This window comes from Burkholderia sp. KBS0801, assembly GCF_005937855.2.
Lineage (GTDB): Bacteria > Pseudomonadota > Gammaproteobacteria > Burkholderiales > Burkholderiaceae > Burkholderia > Burkholderia ambifaria.
The window spans coordinates 2,471,510-2,488,569 of record NZ_CP042177.1 but is presented as its reverse complement, the minus strand read 5'-3'; the positions used below and the strand labels follow the sequence as shown (position 1 = coordinate 2,488,569).

The following is a 17,060-nucleotide window of genomic DNA, read 5'->3' as shown; positions in this document are numbered from 1 at the left end:
TTCGCCTTCGTCACGCATGAACCGCCCCGATCCCGACCATCTCCTCGACAAGCTGCAGCGCGACGAAGAAAAGCAGCGGCGCGGCCAGCTGAAGATCTTCTTCGGCGCGTCCGCGGGCGTCGGCAAGACCTACGCGATGCTGCAGGCCGCGCGCCAGCGACTGCAGGACGGCGTCGACGTCGTCGTCGGCATCGTCGAGACCCACGGCCGCGGCGAGACCGCCGCGCTGCTCGACGGCCTCGACGTGCTGCCGCTCGCGCGCATCGAGTATCGCGGCCGCACGCTTGCCGAATTCGATCTCGACGGCGCGCTCGCGCGCGCGCCGCAGCTGATCCTCGTCGACGAGCTCGCGCATTCGAACGTGCAGGGCGCGCGTCACCTGAAGCGCTGGCAGGACGTCTACGAACTGCTCGATGCGGGCATCGACGTGTACACCACCGTCAACGTCCAGCACCTCGAAAGCCTGAACGACGTGGTCGGCGCGATCACCGGCATTCGCGTGTGGGAGACCGTGCCCGACCGCGTGTTCGACGCGGCCGACGAGGTCACGCTGGTCGACCTGCCGGCCGAGGAGCTGCTCGAGCGGATGCGCGACGGCAAGGTGTATCTCGCGCAGCAGGCCGAGCGCGCGGTGCGCAACTTCTTCCGCAAGGGCAACCTGATCGCGCTGCGCGAACTGGCGCTGCGGCGCACGGCCGACCGCGTCGACGCGCAGATGCGCGAGTACCGCGCCGACCGTTCGATCCAGCGCATCTGGCAGGCGCGCGAGCGGTTGCTCGTGTGCGTCGGCCCCGGTCCCGAGGCGCCCACGCTGGTGCGCGCGGCCGCGCGGCTCGCCGCGAGCGTGAAGGCCGACTGGATCGCCGTGTACGTCGAGACGCCGCGGCTGCAGCGGCTGCCCGACGCGCGGCGGCAGCGCACGCTCGATGCGCTGAAGCTCGCGGCCGAGCTCGGCGCGGAGACGGCCACGCTCGCCGGCGACGACGCGGTCGCCGCGCTGATCGGCTATGCGAAGGTGCGCAACGTGTCGAAGATCGTCGCGGGCGGCTCGTCGAAAGTCGGGCTCGCGCGCCGCTTCGCGCGGCCGTTCGGCGAAAAGCTCGCCGAACGCGCGGGCGACGTCGACCTGATGCTGATCCGTGCGTCGGCGAGCGACGAAGTGCGCGCGGTGCCGCTCGACGCGGGCGCACGCGACTGGCGCGATGCGTTTGCGCACCTCGGCACGCGGCGTTCGCCGCTGCAACACTACCTGTACGCCGCCGCGATCTGCGCGGCGATCACCGGTGTCGCGAGCGTCGTGTCCGCACGGCTCGACCTCACGAACCTCGTGATGCTGTATCTGCTCGGCGTCGTGTTCTCGGCCGTGCGGCTCGGGCGCGGCCCCGGCGTGCTGCAGTCGTTCCTGTCGGTCGCGGCGTTCGACTTCTTCTTCGTGCCGCCGCGCATGTCGTTCTCGGTCAGCGACACGCAATACCTGCTGACCTTCTTCGGGATGCTGCTCACGTCGCTCGTGATCAGCCACCTGACGTCGACGCTGACGCGCCAGGCGAGCATCGCGCAGCGCCGCGAGCGCCGGACCGGCGCGATCTACGCGATGGCGCGCGAACTCGGCGCGGCGCTGACGACCGAACAGATCGTCGAGATCGGCAGCCGCCACGTGGGCGAGGTGTTCCGCGCGCGCGTCGCGTTCCTGCTGCCCGACAGCGCGGACCAGGTGCGGCAGAAGATCGAGGAACCCGACGCGGTCGTCACGCTGACGGGCGCGGATCTCGACTGCGACGTCGGCCAGTGGGTGTACGACCAGCAGAAGCCGGCCGGGCGCGGCACCGACACGCTGCCCGCGACCACCGCGCTGTATCTGCCGCTGAAAGCGCCGATGCGCACGCGCGGCGTGCTCGCGGTGGCGTCGCGCGATCCGCGCGAGCTCGAGGTGCCCGAGCAGCTGCGCATGCTCGATGCGTTCGCCGCGCAGATCGCGCTTGCGCTCGAACGCGTGCACTACGTCGAGATCGCGCGCGATGCGCTCGTCAACATGGAGTCCGAGCGCCTGCGCAACTCGCTGCTGTCGGCGATCTCGCACGACCTGCGCACGCCGCTCACGACGATCGTCGGTTTTTCGTCGATGCTCGCGAACGCGCGCGGGGCCGCGCCGCACACGCCGGCGGCCGACCGCTCCGCGCAGCGCGAAGGCGAACTCGTCGACGCGATCCACGACGAGGCGCTGCGGATGACGGGCATCGTCACGAACCTGCTCGACATGGCGCGGCTGCAGGCCGGGAGCGTGCAGCTCAAGCGCGAGTGGTCGCTGCTCGAGGAAACCGTCGGCGCCGCGCTCGCCGCGTGCAAGCGCGTGCTCGCGCAGCATCCCGCACGCGTGTCGCTGCCGGCCGACCTGCCGCTCCTGCAGATGGACGCGGTGCTGATGGAGCGGCTGTTCACCAACCTGTTCGAGAACGCGGCGAAGTACACGCCGGCCGACACGCCGATCGACATCGGCGCGGAGCGCGTGACCGACGATGGCCACCCGTTCGTGCGCGTGCACGTCGACGATCACGGCCCGGGCTTGCCGAGCGGGATGGAAACGCGCATCTTCGACAAGTTCACGCGCGGCGAGAAGGAATCGGCGACGCCGGGCATCGGGCTCGGCTTGGCGATCTGCCGCGCGATCGTCGAGGCGCACGGCGGTAGAATCGGCGCGCTCAACCGGACCGGGCCCGACGGCCGCGTGACGGGCGCGCGCTTCTGGTTCACGCTGCCGGTCGACACGCCGCCGGCCGTGCCTGCCGTACCCGACGACGACCTCGACGTGCCCGGCGCATCGTCACCCTCCGAGCCCTTGCCAGACCATGAGTGAACCGAGCCTGACCGTCGTCCTGATCGAGGACGAAAAACAGATCCGCCGTTTCGTGCGCGCCGCGCTCGAAGAGGAGGACATCGCCGTGTTCGAGGCGGAGACGGGCAAGCAGGGGCTGATCGACGCGGCGACCCGCAAGCCCGATCTCGTGATCGTCGACCTCGGCCTGCCCGATACCGATGGCCTCGACGTGATCCGCGAACTGCGCGGCTGGTCGGAAGTGCCGGTGATCGTGCTGTCCGCGCGCACGCAGGAAGACGAGAAGGTCGCCGCGCTCGACGCGGGCGCCGACGACTACCTGACCAAGCCGTTCGGCGTGTCCGAACTGCGCGCGCGGATCCGCGCGCAACTGCGCCGGCGCAACCAGGGCGGCGCGAACGAATCGCCGAAGGTCAGCTTCGGCGGCGTGAGCGTCGATCTCGCGATGCGCCAGGTGTGGCGCGACGGCGAGATCGTGCATCTGACGCCGCTCGAGTACCGGCTGCTCGCGACGCTCGTGCGGCATGCGGGACGCGTGCTCACGCATCGGCAGCTGCTGCGCGACGTGTGGGGCCCGTCGCATGTCGAGAGCCACCACTATCTGCGCATCTACATGGCGCACCTGCGCCAGAAACTCGAGCGCGATCCCGCGCAGCCCGAGCACATCGTCACCGAGACGGGCGTCGGCTACCGGCTCGTCGGCGCTGCATGATCGCGGCGCGATGCGTGCCGCGCGATGTCCGCCGCGCGATGCGGCCGGAATGCAAGGCCGCCCGCCGGTGAAGTTGCATCGGCGCGACATCGCCGCCACATGCGCCGGCCGCGCCCACCGGCCACGCATTCCCCGCTATGCTGGCCGTTACGCGAATGAAACCGAGGAGGGTGCAATGTCCGTCCGTCTGGTCGTCATGTGTACGCTGGCGCTTGCCGCATCCGGCGCGTTCGCGCAGCCGCTGCCCCCGGGGCAGCAGCCTTCGGCGCCGCAAGCGGCGCTTGCCAATCCCGCGTCGGTCAACTGCGTGAAGCTCGGCGGCCGCCACATGATCCGCAACCTGCCGAGCGGTCAGGTCGGGATGTGCGTGTTCAAGGACGGCCGCGTGTGCGACGAATGGGCGCTGTACCGCGACGACAGCTGCGTCGGCGGCGGCGCCAAGCGCGCGGCGAACTGAGCGCGGCGCGGCCGCCGCGGCCGGACCATGCTCCGGCCCGATTCGCAATGTGGGCATCCTGCATACCTGTAAGCCTCTTGTTATACTCGGCGCCGCCCGGGGACGACCCCGGGTCATTCGCTTCAACGGGGACGGCCCCATCCGAGACGGAGCAGGTCGAGATGGCGTGGGTATTGTTGTTGATCGCCGGTTTGCTGGAAGTGGCCTGGGCGGCCGGCATGAAATCGTCAGAGGGTTTCACGAAACTCTGGCCGTCGGTGTTTACGATCGTCACGTCGCTCGCGAGCTTCGGGCTGCTCGCGGTCGCGATGCGCCAGCTGCCGCTCGGCACCGCGTATGCGGTGTGGACGGGGATCGGCGCGGTCGGCGCGTTCATATTCGGGATTGTCATGATGGGCGAGGCGCTGACCGTCGCCCGCGTCGCGAGCGCGTCGCTGATCGTGCTCGGGCTGGTCGGCCTCAAACTGTCGTCGTCCGCCTGATGCCGACCTGCCGGGCGCCGGCTGGCGCCCGCGCCCGGCCGTGACGCAGCGCGGAATTGCGTCGGCCCTCCTGACAGCCTGTCTATAATGGAACGCATTCGGGCCTGAATGCCGTTGCGCCGTTCGCGGCAGGCGGGGCCGGTCGCCACGCGCCGCGCGGCCGGTCATACCGACTCGATCCGATCAATCGGCAAATCGCACGGCACGTGCAAGGAGAGGGCCATGATCGAAGCCATTTCGCTCGGCGCGGGGCTCGCGTGGGCGAGCGGGCTGCGCCTTTACCTGACGGTTCTGATCGCCGGCGTGCTCGCGCGGGTCGGCTGGCTTCATCTGCCCGATACGCTCGCGGTTCTCACGTCGCCGTGGGTCATCGGCGCCGCCGCCGTGCTCGCCGTCACCGAATTCCTGGCCGACAAGATTCCCGCGTTCGATTCGCTGTGGGACGCCGTGCACACGTTCATCCGCATTCCGGCCGGCGCGGTGCTGGCCGCCGGTGCGCTCGGCCATGCCGACCCGACCGTGCTCGCGGTCGCCGGGCTGGCCGGCGGTTCGCTCGCCGGCGCCGCGCACGTCGCGAAGGCCGGCACGCGCGCGCTGATCAATCTCTCTCCGGAGCCGATCTCCAACTGGGTCGCGTCGTCTACCGAGGACGGGCTCGTGTTCGGCGGCCTCGCGCTCGCGTTCTTCGTTCCGCTTGCGTTCCTCGTGCTGCTCACCGCGTTCATCGCCGCGTCGGCGTGGGCGCTGCCGCGTCTGTGGCGCGGCGTGTCCGGCGGGTTCCGCGGGATGGCCAACCACATGGTGACGCGGCTCAACTCGATCGGGGGCAAGCGCGATTGAAGGCGCCGTCACCCGCCGGGCGGCAGCACGCTGACCCTTCGCCGGCCGGGCGGCCCGGCCATGCCGGCCGCTTCGGCTGGCACGACCTGATCCATCAGGCCGCGCGGATGACCGCACGCGACTGGCGTGCCGGCGAGCTGACGCTGCTCGTGCTCGCGCTGGTGCTGGCAGTCGCGGCGCTCACGAGCGTCGGGTTTCTCGCCGACCGGCTGCGCCAGGGGCTCGAGCGCGACGCGCGCCAGATGCTCGGAGCCGATTTCGTCGTGCGTGCCGATCATCCCGTCGATCCGTCGTTCGATCGCGAGGCGCGCTCGCTCGGGCTGCGCACCGCGACGACCGCCATCTTCCCGAGCATGATCGCGTCGGCCGCCGGCGGTCACGCGAGCGGCGCGGCACCCGCGCGCCTCGCGGCCGTGAAGGCCGTGTCGCCCGGCTATCCGCTGCGCGGCGCGGTCGAGATCGTGCCGGCCGGCGCGAGCGCCGCGCACAAGGCGACCACGATTCCCGCACCCGGCACCGTATGGGCCGATCCCGCGCTGCTCGATGCGTTGCATCTGAAGGCGGGCGACACCGTGCGCGTGGGGCTGCGCACGTTCACGGTCGCCGCGTCGATCTCCCGCGAGCTCGATCGCGGTTTCTCGTTCGTCAATTTCTCGCCGCGGCTGATGATGCGCGCGGACGAACTCGCCGCGACCGGGCTCACGGGCTACGGCAGCCGCGTCACGTACCGACTGCTGATTGCCGGCGACACGCCGGCCGTCGCGCGCTTCGAGGCCTACGCGCACGGGCGCGTCGACGGCGGCAAGCTGCGTGGCGTCGGCCTCGAATCGCTGCAGGAAGGTCAACCGCAGGTGCGCCAGACGCTCGATCGCGCGCGCCATTTCCTGACGCTCGTCGCGCTGCTGACCGCGCTGCTGGCCGCGGTCGCGATCGCGATGGCCGCGCAGCGCTACATGCGGCGCCATCTGGACGGCTGCGCGACGATGCGCTGCCTCGGCGTGAGCCGCCGCACGCTCGGCGCGCTGTTCGCGCTCGAATTCGCCGGCATCGGCATCGTCTCGGGCATCGCGGGCGCGGTGCTCGGCTACGGCGGGCACTGGGCGCTGCTGGCTGCGCTCGGCGGCCTGATCGAGGTCGCGCTGCCGGCGCCGACCCTCTGGCCCGCGCTCGTCGGGGTCGGCGCCGCGCTCGTGCTGCTGCTCGGCTTCGCGCTGCCGCCGCTCGCGCCGCTCACGCGCGTGCCGCCGGTGCGCGTGCTGCGGCGCGACTGGGGCGACGCGTCGCGTATCGCGTGGGCCGCGTATGCGATCGGCGTCGTGCTGTTCGCGGGGCTGCTGATCGTCGCGGCGGGCAACCTGAAGCTCGGGCTGATCGTCGCGGGCGGGTTCGCCGGCGCGCTGGTCGGTTTCTCGCTGATCGCGCGGCTTGTGCTGTACGCGGCGGCGCGCGCGGTGCGCAATGCGCGCGTGGCCGCGGGCATCGGCTGGCGTTACGCGCTCGCGTCGCTGCACCGGCGCGGCACGGCGAGCGCACTGCAGATCACCGCGCTCGCGCTCGGCCTGATGTGCCTGCTGCTGATCGCGATCACGCGCAACGACCTCGTCGCCGGCTGGCGGCAGTCGACGCCGCCCGATGCGCCGAACCAGTTCCTGATCGACATCCAGCCCGACCAGCGCGACGACGTCGCGGCGTGGCTGGCCGCGCACGGCGTGCGCGACGCGGTGCCCGCGCCGATGGTGCGCGGCCGGCTCGTCGCGATCAACGGCAAGCCGGTGAACCCGGACGCGTATCCGTCGGACGACGCGCGCCGGCTCGTCGACCGCGAATTCAACCTGTCGTATACGACCGAGCTTCCGTCCGACAACCGGATCGTCGCGGGCCACTGGTTCGGCCACTCGGCGAGGCCCGAGATCTCGATCGAGGACGGGCTCGCGAAGATCCTGAACGTGAAGCCGGGCGACACGCTGCGCTTCGACGTGACGGGGCTGACGGTCGATGCGCCGATCACCAGCGTGCGCAAGCTCGACTGGGGCTCGTTCCGCGTCAACTTCTTCGTGCTGATGCCGCCGCCCGTGCTGAAGGATTTCCCGGCCGTCTACCTGACGAGCTTCCACCTGCCGGCCGAGCAGGCGGCATTGCTCGATCCGCTGATCGCGCGCTACCCGAACCTCACAGCGATCGACGTCGCGCCAATCCTCGCGCAGCTGCAGCGGATGATGCTGCAGGTGGTCGGCGCGGTGCAGTTCCTGTTCGGGTTTACGCTCGCGGCCGGCGTGCTCGTGCTGTACACGGCGCTCGCCGGCTCGCGCGACGAGCGTGTGCACGAGGCCGCGCTGCTGCGCGCGCTCGGCGCGTCGCGCGCGCAGGTCAACGCGGTGCAGCGCGCGGAATTCATCGTCGTCGGCGCGCTCGCCGGCGCGCTGGCGTCGGCGGGCGCGATCGCGGTCGGCTGGGTGCTCGCATCGCGCGTGTTCGACTTCCAGCTCGCCGTCGATCCGTGGCTCGTGCCGGCCGGCATCGCGGCCGGCGTCGCATGCGCCGGTGCGGCCGGCTGGCTGAGCCTGCATAATGTGTTGCGGCGCCCCGCGCTGCAGTCGCTGCGCGACGCGTGAGCGTCGCCGGCGGCCCCGAATATCCCGTTTCCGATTATCCGTAATGACCGATGTGAATGATGATGCGCCGTCGCAGCCGACGGCGTTCGAGCTCGTGGGCGGCGAAGCCCGCGTGCGCGAGATGGTGGACCGTTTCTACGACCTGATGGACCTCGAGCCCGAATTCGCCGAGATTCGCGCGTTGCATCCGGCGTCGCTCGACGGTTCGCGCGACAAGCTGTTCTGGTTCCTGTGCGGCTGGCTCGGCGGCCCCGACCACTACATCAGCCGGTTCGGCCACCCGCGGTTGCGCGCACGGCACCTGCCGTTCCCGATCGCGTCGGTCGAGCGCGACCAGTGGCTGCGCTGCATGGCGTGGGCGATGGAGGACACCGGCTTGCCCGAGCCGCTGCGCGAGCGGCTCATGCATTCGTTCTACGACACGGCCGACTGGATGCGCAACCGGCCCGGTTGATCGACCGGTACGCCGCTGTCCGGACACCGGACGATCTGCGTCTGGGCGCCGCTGCGGTGCGGCGCGACACTGACCGTTTCCCCGCTCGATACGAGGTTCCCCCCGATGACGACCCAGGCCCTGTTTCGCGAGGATGCCTATCTGACGCAATGCGACGCCGTCGTCGCGGCCGTCGGCGATGACGGCATCCGGCTCGATCGCACTGTGTTCTATCCGCTCGGCGGCGGGCAGGCCGGCGACAGCGGCATGCTGACGCTGCCCGACGGCGACACGATCGCGATCGCCGACACGCGCAAGGCGAAGTTCGACGGCGCAACCCCCGACGACGCCGTGCACGTGCCCGCGCCGGGCCAGGAAGCGCGCGTCGCGGCGCTCGCGCCGGGCGCTCGCGTGGTCGCCGGCATCGACTGGCAGCGCCGCTACCGGCACATGCGGCTGCATACGGCCGCGCACCTGATGTGCGCGGTGCTGCCGTATCCGGTCGACGGCTGCAGCGTGACGGCCGACTACGTGCGGCTCGATTTCGCGACGTCCGACGCGATCGACCGCGCCGACGTCGAGCGCCGTCTCGCGGAGCTGGTCCGCGGCGCGCATGCGGTCACGACCGAATGGATCACCGACGCGGAGATGACCGAGCGGCCCGAGCTCGTGCGCACGATGAGCGTGAAGCCGCCGATGGGGCTGGGCCGCGTGCGGCTGCTGCGCATCGCCGGCGTCGACCTGCAGCCGTGCGGCGGCACGCACGTGCGCAACACGTCGGAAATCGGCGATCTGCGGATCGCCAAACTTGAAAAGAAGAGCGCGCGCACACGCCGCGTCGTACTGGAGTTTGCATGACGATCGACAACCTGACTGACACCGTCGCGGCGCTCGATCCGCAAGCGCGCGAGATTCTCGATTTCTGGTTCGGCGAGCCGGGTTCGGCCGAGTTCGGCCATGCGCGCAAGGTGTGGTTCAACGGCGGCGCGGCGTTCGACGACGTGCTGCGCACGCGCTACGGCGCGTTGCTCGACGCCGCGTGCGACGGCGCGTGCGATCACTGGGCCGCCACGCCGCTTGGCGCGCTCGCGCTGATCGTGGTCCTCGACCAGTTCTCGCGCAACATTCACCGTGGCACGCCGCGCGCATTCGCCGCCGATTCGAAGGCGCTGGCGCTCGCCCGGCGCGTCGTCGCGGCCGGATGGGACGCGCAACTGCCGAGCGGCCATCACCGCGCGTTTGCTTACCTGCCGTTCGAACATGACGAGTCGCATGAGAGCCAGCGCGAGGCCGTGCGGCTGTGCGCGGGCATTCGCGACGAGGCCGGGTGCGAGAGCTATCACGACTTCGCGCTGCGCCATGCGGCCGTGGTCGAGCGCTTCGGGCGGTTCCCGCACCGGAACGCGATTCTCGGTCGCGCGTCGACCGACGAAGAGGCAGCATTCCTGCGCGAGCCCGGTTCGTCGTTTTGACGTGCGCAGCGGTGGCGCGCGGGGCGTGACGCCGGGCCGGGGATCACTACGACGGCGCCGTCGCGCGGCGCCGCGTTACCATCACGGCGTGTCGTGTGCTTCAGGCGTGCGCACGTAGACGCGCAGCAGTTCCGCGTTGTCGCCCGGGCGCGCGCCGCTCCAGAACAGTTTCCATTCACTGCCGGGCGCCGGATCGACGGCCCGCACGCCCTGGACGATCATCCACGTGCAGCGCGTCGTCTTCGCGTCGTCGATCGGCGTGTGCTGGATCCCGGAGAAGTAGTACAGCATCGGCGCTTCCGACTCGCCGAGCCCGTGCAGGCTTGCCATGCAGTCGTCGTCGCGCCATTCGAGCGCGAGATGCGCGTCCAGGTCGTCGAATACGGACCGGTAGCTCTTCGCGACGTCGAGCCACGGCAGCAGCAGCGTATACACGAGGCCCCACGCCACCAGCGCGCCCGCGCCCCACGACAGCGCACCGCGCCACGGGCCGGTCGTGCGCAGCTTCGGCAGCAGCGACAGCCAGCCGACGGTCAGCACCAGCGCGCCGATCACGAACCCGGGCACGATCGGCATCGTCCAGTCGAGCGGCAGCCAGCGGCCGAGCGGCGCGAGGCTCGCCCGCGATGCGCGCGGATCGGCCATCACCGCCCAGATCACCCACGCGAGCGCGACGGCGCTACCGAACAGCAGGCGGCTCAGGTAATCCCACGCGAGATGCAGCCCGCGCGGCAGGCGTTCGATCGCCTGCGCGGCGATCAGCGCGAGCGGCGCGAAGAACGGCAGGATGTAGAGCTGGCGCGAGGTCGCGGACACTTGCAGCACCGCGAGGCCGATGCCGGCGAACAGCACGGGCAGCGCGACGCGCGGCGCGTGCCAGTCACGCCATGCGCCGCGCGCCAGCGCGACGATCGCGAGCGGCGCGACCGGGAAGCCGACGAGCAGGAACGCACGCAGGATGAAGAACGGCTTGTCGTTTTCCGCGCCGAGTTCCGGTACCGAGAAGCCGAAGAAGCGGCCGACGTTGTTTTCCCAGAACCAGGTCATGAACAGCGTTTCGGAGCGCAGGAACAGCGCGATCGGCCAGATCAGCGCGAACGGTGCGAACACGAGCGCGGCGACCGCGAGCGAGCGCGCGAACGCGCGCGTGCGGCAGGCCGGGTAGAGCACCAGCGCGCCCATGAGCGTGGCGGCGAACACGAGCGGCACGAACAGCCCCTTCGACATCAGCGCGATGCCGACGCCCGCGCCGAACATCGGCGCGGCCCAGCGGCCCGACGGCTGCATCGGCAGCGCATGCCGCATCTGCTGCGCGCGCGCGACGTGCTGCATCACGAGCTCGAGCAGCCCGCAGAAGGCCATCGCGGTGCCGGCGAACAGCGCGACGTCCGTCATCATGTCGTGCACGTGCTTGATGACGACGAGCGTGCCCGCGCTCAGCACGACAGGGCCGATCACGCGCAGGTCGAGCCAGCCGTCGGCGCGACTGGCACTGCGTGCCGCGCGTGCGATGAAGCCGAACGCAAGCGCGGCGAACAGCGCGCTCGCGAGCCGTGCCGCGTCGTGCAGCGGCATCACCCGCTGCAGCAGCCACGCGAGGCTCGTCGCGACCCACGCGTAGAGCGGCGGCTTTTCCATGAAGGGCAGGCCGGCGTTGGTCGGCACGACGAAGTCGCCCGTCTCGAGCATGTGCTGGATGATGCCGAACGTATAGGTTTCGTCCTGCTTCCACGGATCGTGCCCGAGCACGCCCGGCAGCGTATACGCGCAGACCAGCGCGGCGACCAGCAGCCACACGCGCCAGCCGAGCCGCAGCACGCGATCGCCGACGCCGTTCGTCGCGGTGGCGCCGGCCACGGCGGGCGTGCCGGCGGCATTGAGTGTCGCATTGGGAGCGCGATCGGCGGCTGATCGGGCGTGCGTGGCCGAAGCGGGCACGGAGGACGTGCGTCGCCGGCCGGGTGCTGCGGTTCCGGGCATGGAAAAGATCTCGGTCGGGTCAAGCCGGTCCGGCGACATGGGCCGGACCCAATAAGGGGCGCATCAAGGCGAGAAAGACAGCCGGATGACCGACCGTTTTCAGGCTTGGCGCTAGTAGAGCATGGAAGTGTTACGAATGTTTACTGAAATGGTCACGATATTGTGGAGATTTGTGGTGTCGTGACCAGAAGAATGTTTCAGTCGGCGCGTTCGGCGCCTGCGGGGCGATTATCGTCCGCCGCCGACGTCGAGCAGGGCGCCTGTCGTGTATGACGCCGCGTCGCCGAGCAGCCAGACGATCGCCTCGGCGATCTCCTGCGCTTCGCCCGCACGGCCGAGCGGTGTCTGCGCGCCGAGGCGCGCGGCGCGGCCCGGCTGGCCGCCGCTGGCATGGATTTCGGTCTCGATCAGCCCCGGGCGCACCGCGTTGACGCGCACGCCGTGCGGGCCGAGTTCCTTAGCCAGGCCGATCGTCAGCGAATCGACCGCGCCTTTCGAGCCCGCGTAGTCGACGTATTCGTTCGGTGAACCGAGCCGGGACGCGATCGACGACACGTTGACGATCGCGCCGCCGCGTCCGCCGCGGTCGGTGGACAGCCGGCGCGCGGCTTCGCGCGCGCACAGATAAGCGCCGAGCACGTTGGTGTCGAACATCCGCCGCAGCCGGTCGGCCGGCATGTCGGCGAGCGGCATCGACGGCGCGACGATCCCCGCATTGTTGACGAGCGCGTCGAGGCGGCCGAACGCCGCCGTGACGGCGTCGAACATCGCGATGACGTCCGCTTCGTTCGCGACGTCGCCGGCGACGACGCACGCGCGTGCGCCGGCGTCGCGAACGGCTTGCGCGGTGAGTTCGGCGGCCGCCGCGTCGCGCGCATAGTTGATGCCGACGTCCCAGCCGCGCTTGGCCGCGAGCACGGCGGTCGCGCGGCCGATGCCGCGGCTCGCGCCGGTGATCAGGACGGCCTTGCGATCGGACAGTGTGGGCATCGCGCGTGGTTCCCGGGAAGCGCTACTTGGCCGCGTCGTCCGACGCCCACTTGTCGCGGACGGGCGGCTGGTAGCGGCGCAGCTGCTCGATCAGCGCGATGGGTTCGGCGTCGATGCACAGCGCGTCGAAGTAGGTCGGACGCATGAAGCCTTCGTCGACCGTATGGCGCAGCAGCGCGATCAGCGGATCGTAGAACGAATCGATGTTGTACAGCGCGACGGGCTTGCGGTGATAGCCGAGCTGCGCCCACGTATAGACCTCGAACAGCTCTTCGAGCGTGCCGGCGCCGCCGGGCATCGCGACGAACGCGTCCGCGAGATCGGCCATCATCTTCTTGCGGTGGTGCATGTCGGGCACGACGTGCAGCTCCGACAGCCCGGTATGACCGACTTCCTTGTCGACGAGCAGCTCGGGGATCACGCCGACCGCACGGCCGCCGGCCGCCATCACTTCATCGGCGATCACACCCATCAGGCCGACCCGGCCGCCGCCGTAGACGAGCGTCAGGTCCGCATCGACGAGTGCGCGGCCGAACGCGCGCGCGGCGTCCGCATAGACGGGCCGCACGCCGGACGACGAGCCGCAGTAAACGCACACTGCCTTCATTGTTTCGTATCCTTCGCGGCGGGTCTGGCGGTGACCGGGCTGCCGGCGGGGCGCGGCGAACCGTCGCGCGGCGGCAGGTAGTCGGTGAACTGGCGCTTGGGCAGCTTGCCGGAGACGAGATCGTCGAACAGCTGGCGCGAACGGCCGCGCAGGTACGGGGCCATCACCGAGATCACGTGCATGCTCACCTGGTGCAGCTCTTCGCGGATCGCGTCCTGATCGTTGTACTTGCGCGGGTGCATCACGTACTGATACGACAGCCAGTACGTCGAGATCACGGCCATGTTGGTGGCGATGACTTCGATCTCGGCCGGCGTCGCGACCATTTCGGCGTCCGACACGAGCAGTTCGCACATGTCGTGCGCGAAGCGCACCTTGTGACTGATGATCTGCTTGAAGTGTGTCTCGAGCGTGCGGTTGCGCGCGAGCAGGTCGTTGAGGTCGCGATACAGGAACCGGTAGGTCCACATGAAGTCGGCCATGTACTGCAGGTACGACCAGGTCTCGTCGATCGTCGGACGGTGATCTTCGGGGAAGCGCAGCCGCCGTTCGATCTGCTGCTCGAACTGCGCGAAGATGCTGTTGATGATGTCGTCCTTGTTGCGGAAATGGTAGTACAGGTTGCCTGGACTGATTTCCATTTCCTCGGCGATCGTCGTGGTCGTGACGTTCGGCTCGCCGATCTCGTTGAAGAGTTTCAACGACAACTCGAGAATCCGTTCGCGGGTGCGGCGGGGAGGTTTCGCTTCCATGTCGTCCGGCCCTGTGTGTGCCGGACTGGCGGGCGCTGCAATCGATGCTGCGAGATTCGTCCGGCGCGGGTTGCTGTTCTAAGTCTAGCGGACGATTATAAACCGCTGTTTCCTGCCAACGGCGCATTTCGTCATCGCCGCGCGTTCCCGCCGCATGGTGCACCGCCGCACGGCGGTGCCGCCGCGGATGCCGCTAGAAGCCGAGCCAGCGCGCGACGACGGGGCCCAGCACGAAGCCCCACGTCGTCACGCACGCGAACAGCGCGACCGTGACCGCCGCGCTGCCGAGGTCCTTCGCGCGCTTCGACAGTTCGTGGCGCTCGAGCGAGATGCGATCGATCGCGGCCTCGACGCTCGAGTTCAGCAGCTCGACGATCAGCACGAGCAGCACCGACGCGATCAGCAGCGCGCGCGATGCGGCCGGGACCGGTGAGAATGCACCGATCGGCAGCATCAGCGCGGCGAGCGTCAACTCCTGGCGAAATGCGCTCTCCTCACGGATCGCGACGCGAAACCCGTTCAGCGAATGCTTGAGCGCGTACCACGCGCGCGTGATGCCGCGGTGGCGCTTGTACGGGTTCGGCGGCAGCGGCGCCAGACGATCGTCGGGGCCGAGCGGTTCGTGCGTGTGCACGTCCGCATCGGCGTGCGGCTCTTCTTCGTCGAACGGATGATGCAGTTGCGCTGTCGCGGCAGCGTCGGGGGTCTTGTCGTTCAGGTCTCGTTTCAAACGGCGGCACCTTCGGCGGGCGAGTACGCGGTCTTCGGCAGCGGCTTCAGATGCGACGCGAACTGCTCGGACGCCGCGCGCCACGAGAAGCGCTCGGCCCATGCGCGGGCAGTCTCGCGTTCGATCTTCAGCGCCTCGAGGCAGGCTTCCTGCAGGTCTTCGTGCATCGCGCCGGCAGCGCCCCCGCCGAGCACGTCGATCGGGCCCGTCACGGGGTAAGCGGCGACCGGCGTGCCGCACGCGAGCGCCTCCAGCAGCACGAGGCCGAACGTGTCGGTGCGACTCGGGAACACGAACACGTCGGCCGCAGCATACACCTTGGCGAGCTCGGCTTGCGACAGTACGCCGAGATAGTTCGCTTCCGGATAGCGCGATTTCAGCTCGGCGAGCGCCGGGCCTTCGCCCGCGACCCACTTCGAGCCGGGCAGGTCGAGACGCAGGAACGCCTCGACGTTCTTCTCGATCGCGACGCGGCCCACGTACAGGAAGATCGGCCGCGCGGTGTTGAGCACCTTCGACTCCATCGGCCGGAAGATGTCGAGATCGACGCCGCGCGTCCACAGCACGACGTTCGTGAATCCGAACTTCTCGAGATCCTGCTTCACGACCGGGGTCGGCGCCATCACCGCGAGCGACGGCCCGTGGAACCAGTGCAGGAACTTGTAGGTCGCCGACAGCGGAATGCCGAAGCGCGCCTGCACGTATTCCGGAAAGCGCGTGTGATACGCGGTCGTGTACGGCAGCTTGCGCGAGCGTGCGTAGCGTCGCGCGGCGAGGCCGAGCGGGCCTTCGGTCGCGATGTGCAGCGCGTCCGGTGCGAACGCATCGATGCGCGCGCGCAGCTTGCGGTACGGCAGGATCGACAGGCGGATCTCGGGGTAGGTCGGGCAGGGCACCGTGCGGAATTCCAGCGGCGTCAGCATTTCGACCCGGTGGCCGAGCGCGGTGAGTTCGCGGGAGGTGCTCTTCAGCGTGCGCACGACGCCGTTGACCTGCGGTTCCCATGCGTCGGTGACGATCATGATCTTCATCGCGGCTGTGTCCTGTAAGTGGAGTTGTGTCAGGCGGTGGCCTTGGCCTTGCGCGACGGGGCTGCGGACGGCGCGGTGCGCATCGCCGTCCAGTAGACGATCTTCAGTTCGCCTTCCATCGTTTCGACGAGGGCGGACAGGCTTTCGACCCAATCGCCGTCGTTGCAGTACAGCACGCCGTCGATGTCGCGGATCTCGGCCTTGTGGATGTGCCCGCACACGACGCCGTCGCAGCCGCGGCGGCGCGCTTCGTCGGTCATCACGGTCTCGAACTGCGAGATGAAGTTCACCGCGTTCTTCACCTGGTGCTTCAGGTACTGCGACAGCGACCAGTACTGGAAGCCGAGCCGGCTGCGGATCCGGTTGAACCAGCGGTTCAGCACGAGGATCAGCGTGTAGAGCGTGTCGCCGAGATACGCGAGCCATTTCGCGTGCTGGATCACGCCGTCGAACAGGTCGCCGTGCACGATCCACAGACGCTTGCCCGCGAGCGTCGTGTGGAACGCCTCGCCGCGCACCTGGATGTCGCCGAACGCGAGGTCGCAGAACTGCCGCGCGCCTTCGTCGTGGTTGCCCGGGATGTACACCACCTGCGTGCCCTTGCGCGCCTTGCGCAGGACCTTCTGCACCACGTCGTTGTGCGCCTGCGGCCAGTACCAGCCCTTCTTCAGCTGCCAGCCGTCGATGATGTCGCCGACGAGGTACAGGTACTCCGAATCGTTGTGGCGCAGGAAGTCGAGCAGGTACGGCGCCTGGCAGCCGCTGGAGCCGAGATGGATGTCGGACAGCCAGATCGTGCGGTAACGATGCGCGGACGGTTCGGGGTCGTCGTGCTGCGTCGCGTGCGCGGCCGGCGGCTCGTGCGCCGAAAGGGCGTCGGTTGCGGCCGAGCCGGACAGGAAGGCGGTGACGGCGCGGGCGCCGAGCGGTTGACGGAACAGGGAGGTCGCGGACGTTTTCTGGCCCATGCATGACTCGCGCCGATTGACATTACCGGCATTGCGCCATGTGGGCGTGACCATGCCATGACAGTCACGAGACGTTCTTATTACTGTCGTCGCGGCGTGTTTAGCAGTGAATGGGGCGGGGTTGTGCAACCTGCCGAACCGACGGGCCTGTCGCTATCGGG

General features: G+C 69.6%; 16 protein-coding genes. 9 read left to right on the top strand and 7 right to left on the bottom strand.

Going from position 1 to position 17,060, the window contains the following annotated elements:
- The first annotated feature begins 16 nt into the window (after positions 1 to 16).
- The 9 genes from FFI87_RS11850 (at position 17) to FFI87_RS11810 (ending at position 9,841) form a co-directional block, all read left to right on the top strand.
- Entirely contained in the window at positions 17 to 2,854 is a 2,838-nt protein-coding gene (locus tag FFI87_RS11850; protein WP_138847397.1) for a DUF4118 domain-containing protein, read from the top strand.
- Positions 2,847 to 3,545 carry a two-component system response regulator KdpE gene (gene kdpE / locus FFI87_RS11845; RefSeq protein WP_012364338.1) on the top strand — a complete coding sequence of 233 codons (699 nt, stop codon included), beginning with the start codon at positions 2,847 to 2,849 and terminating at the stop codon, positions 3,543 to 3,545. Before FFI87_RS11850 ends, kdpE begins: the two co-directional genes overlap by 8 nt.
- A 175-nt stretch (positions 3,546 to 3,720) precedes the next feature.
- Positions 3,721 to 4,002, top strand: a complete 282-nt coding sequence (locus FFI87_RS11840; RefSeq protein ID WP_138847398.1) for a DUF333 domain-containing protein — start codon at positions 3,721 to 3,723, stop codon at positions 4,000 to 4,002.
- Positions 4,003 to 4,163: 161 nt separating this feature from the next.
- On the top strand, positions 4,164 to 4,484 hold the full coding sequence (gene sugE, locus FFI87_RS11835) for a quaternary ammonium compound efflux SMR transporter SugE (RefSeq protein ID WP_011657508.1): 321 nt from the start codon (positions 4,164 to 4,166) through the stop codon (positions 4,482 to 4,484).
- Between the two features lie 222 nt (positions 4,485 to 4,706).
- The gene (locus FFI87_RS11830; RefSeq protein ID WP_138847399.1) at positions 4,707 to 5,324 is read left to right on the top strand and encodes a DUF4126 domain-containing protein; all 618 of its coding nucleotides are present in this window, start codon (positions 4,707 to 4,709) and stop codon (positions 5,322 to 5,324) included.
- 107 nt (positions 5,325 to 5,431) lie between these two features.
- Entirely contained in the window at positions 5,432 to 7,936 is a 2,505-nt protein-coding gene (locus tag FFI87_RS11825; RefSeq protein ID WP_138848472.1) for an ABC transporter permease, read from the top strand.
- Positions 7,937 to 7,979: 43 nt separating this feature from the next.
- Entirely contained in the window at positions 7,980 to 8,390 is a 411-nt protein-coding gene (locus FFI87_RS11820; RefSeq protein WP_006754237.1) for a group II truncated hemoglobin, read from the top strand.
- 105 nt (positions 8,391 to 8,495) lie between these two features.
- On the top strand, positions 8,496 to 9,227 hold the full coding sequence (locus tag FFI87_RS11815) for an alanyl-tRNA editing protein (protein ID WP_138847400.1): 732 nt from the start codon (positions 8,496 to 8,498) through the stop codon (positions 9,225 to 9,227).
- On the top strand, positions 9,224 to 9,841 hold the full coding sequence (locus tag FFI87_RS11810; protein ID WP_138847401.1) for a DUF924 family protein: 618 nt from the start codon (positions 9,224 to 9,226) through the stop codon (positions 9,839 to 9,841). The genes FFI87_RS11815 and FFI87_RS11810 overlap by 4 nt, the downstream gene beginning before the upstream one ends.
- Before the next feature lie 81 nt (positions 9,842 to 9,922).
- Here FFI87_RS11810 and FFI87_RS11805 read toward each other — a convergent pair whose 3' ends face one another.
- The 7 genes from FFI87_RS11805 to FFI87_RS11775 all read right to left on the bottom strand — a co-directional run bounded on the left by FFI87_RS11805 (position 9,923) and on the right by FFI87_RS11775 (position 16,899).
- Positions 9,923 to 11,821: an ArnT family glycosyltransferase gene (locus FFI87_RS11805; protein ID WP_138847402.1), complete on the bottom strand. Its 1,899-nt coding sequence runs from the start codon at positions 11,819 to 11,821 to the stop codon at positions 9,923 to 9,925.
- Positions 11,822 to 12,049: 228 nt separating this feature from the next.
- Positions 12,050 to 12,811, bottom strand: a complete 762-nt coding sequence (locus tag FFI87_RS11800) for an SDR family oxidoreductase (RefSeq protein ID WP_012364332.1) — start codon at positions 12,809 to 12,811, stop codon at positions 12,050 to 12,052.
- 22 nt (positions 12,812 to 12,833) lie between these two features.
- Positions 12,834 to 13,418, bottom strand: coding sequence for a TIGR00730 family Rossman fold protein (locus tag FFI87_RS11795; protein ID WP_138847403.1), 585 nt, complete (start codon positions 13,416 to 13,418; stop codon positions 12,834 to 12,836).
- Positions 13,415 to 14,170: a TetR/AcrR family transcriptional regulator gene (locus FFI87_RS11790; protein WP_011657500.1), complete on the bottom strand. Its 756-nt coding sequence runs from the start codon at positions 14,168 to 14,170 to the stop codon at positions 13,415 to 13,417. The genes FFI87_RS11795 and FFI87_RS11790 overlap by 4 nt, the downstream gene beginning before the upstream one ends.
- Before the next feature lie 193 nt (positions 14,171 to 14,363).
- Positions 14,364 to 14,900, bottom strand: a complete 537-nt coding sequence (locus FFI87_RS11785; RefSeq protein ID WP_011657499.1) for a diacylglycerol kinase — start codon at positions 14,898 to 14,900, stop codon at positions 14,364 to 14,366.
- The gene (locus FFI87_RS11780; RefSeq protein ID WP_006754245.1) at positions 14,897 to 15,931 is read right to left on the bottom strand and encodes a glycosyltransferase family 4 protein; all 1,035 of its coding nucleotides are present in this window, start codon (positions 15,929 to 15,931) and stop codon (positions 14,897 to 14,899) included. Before FFI87_RS11780 ends, FFI87_RS11785 begins: the two co-directional genes overlap by 4 nt.
- A gap of 29 nt (positions 15,932 to 15,960) precedes the next feature.
- Positions 15,961 to 16,899: a UDP-2,3-diacylglucosamine diphosphatase gene (locus FFI87_RS11775; protein WP_138847404.1), complete on the bottom strand. Its 939-nt coding sequence runs from the start codon at positions 16,897 to 16,899 to the stop codon at positions 15,961 to 15,963.
- Between the last annotated feature and the right edge of the window lie 161 nt (positions 16,900 to 17,060).

Bases quoted from the DNA above. Each gene is read 5' to 3' on its own strand.
- FFI87_RS11850 (WP_138847397.1), top strand. From the start codon at position 17: ATGAACCGCCCCGATCCCGACCATCTCCTCGACAAGCTGCAGCGCGAC.
- FFI87_RS11800 (WP_012364332.1), bottom strand. From the start codon at position 12,811: ATGCCCACACTGTCCGATCGCAAGGCCGTCCTGATCACCGGCGCGAGC.
- FFI87_RS11805 (WP_138847402.1), bottom strand. From the start codon at position 11,821: ATGCCCGGAACCGCAGCACCCGGCCGGCGACGCACGTCCTCCGTGCCC.
- FFI87_RS11780 (WP_006754245.1), bottom strand. From the start codon at position 15,931: ATGAAGATCATGATCGTCACCGACGCATGGGAACCGCAGGTCAACGGC.
- FFI87_RS11810 (WP_138847401.1), top strand. From the start codon at position 9,224: ATGACGATCGACAACCTGACTGACACCGTCGCGGCGCTCGATCCGCAA.
- sugE (WP_011657508.1), top strand. From the start codon at position 4,164: ATGGCGTGGGTATTGTTGTTGATCGCCGGTTTGCTGGAAGTGGCCTGG.
- kdpE (WP_012364338.1), top strand. From the start codon at position 2,847: ATGAGTGAACCGAGCCTGACCGTCGTCCTGATCGAGGACGAAAAACAG.
- FFI87_RS11840 (WP_138847398.1), top strand. From the start codon at position 3,721: ATGTCCGTCCGTCTGGTCGTCATGTGTACGCTGGCGCTTGCCGCATCC.
- FFI87_RS11820 (WP_006754237.1), top strand. From the start codon at position 7,980: ATGACCGATGTGAATGATGATGCGCCGTCGCAGCCGACGGCGTTCGAG.
- FFI87_RS11825 (WP_138848472.1), top strand. From the start codon at position 5,432: ATGACCGCACGCGACTGGCGTGCCGGCGAGCTGACGCTGCTCGTGCTC.
- FFI87_RS11830 (WP_138847399.1), top strand. From the start codon at position 4,707: ATGATCGAAGCCATTTCGCTCGGCGCGGGGCTCGCGTGGGCGAGCGGG.
- FFI87_RS11815 (WP_138847400.1), top strand. From the start codon at position 8,496: ATGACGACCCAGGCCCTGTTTCGCGAGGATGCCTATCTGACGCAATGC.
- FFI87_RS11790 (WP_011657500.1), bottom strand. From the start codon at position 14,170: ATGGAAGCGAAACCTCCCCGCCGCACCCGCGAACGGATTCTCGAGTTG.
- FFI87_RS11795 (WP_138847403.1), bottom strand. From the start codon at position 13,418: ATGAAGGCAGTGTGCGTTTACTGCGGCTCGTCGTCCGGCGTGCGGCCC.
- FFI87_RS11775 (WP_138847404.1), bottom strand. From the start codon at position 16,899: ATGGGCCAGAAAACGTCCGCGACCTCCCTGTTCCGTCAACCGCTCGGC.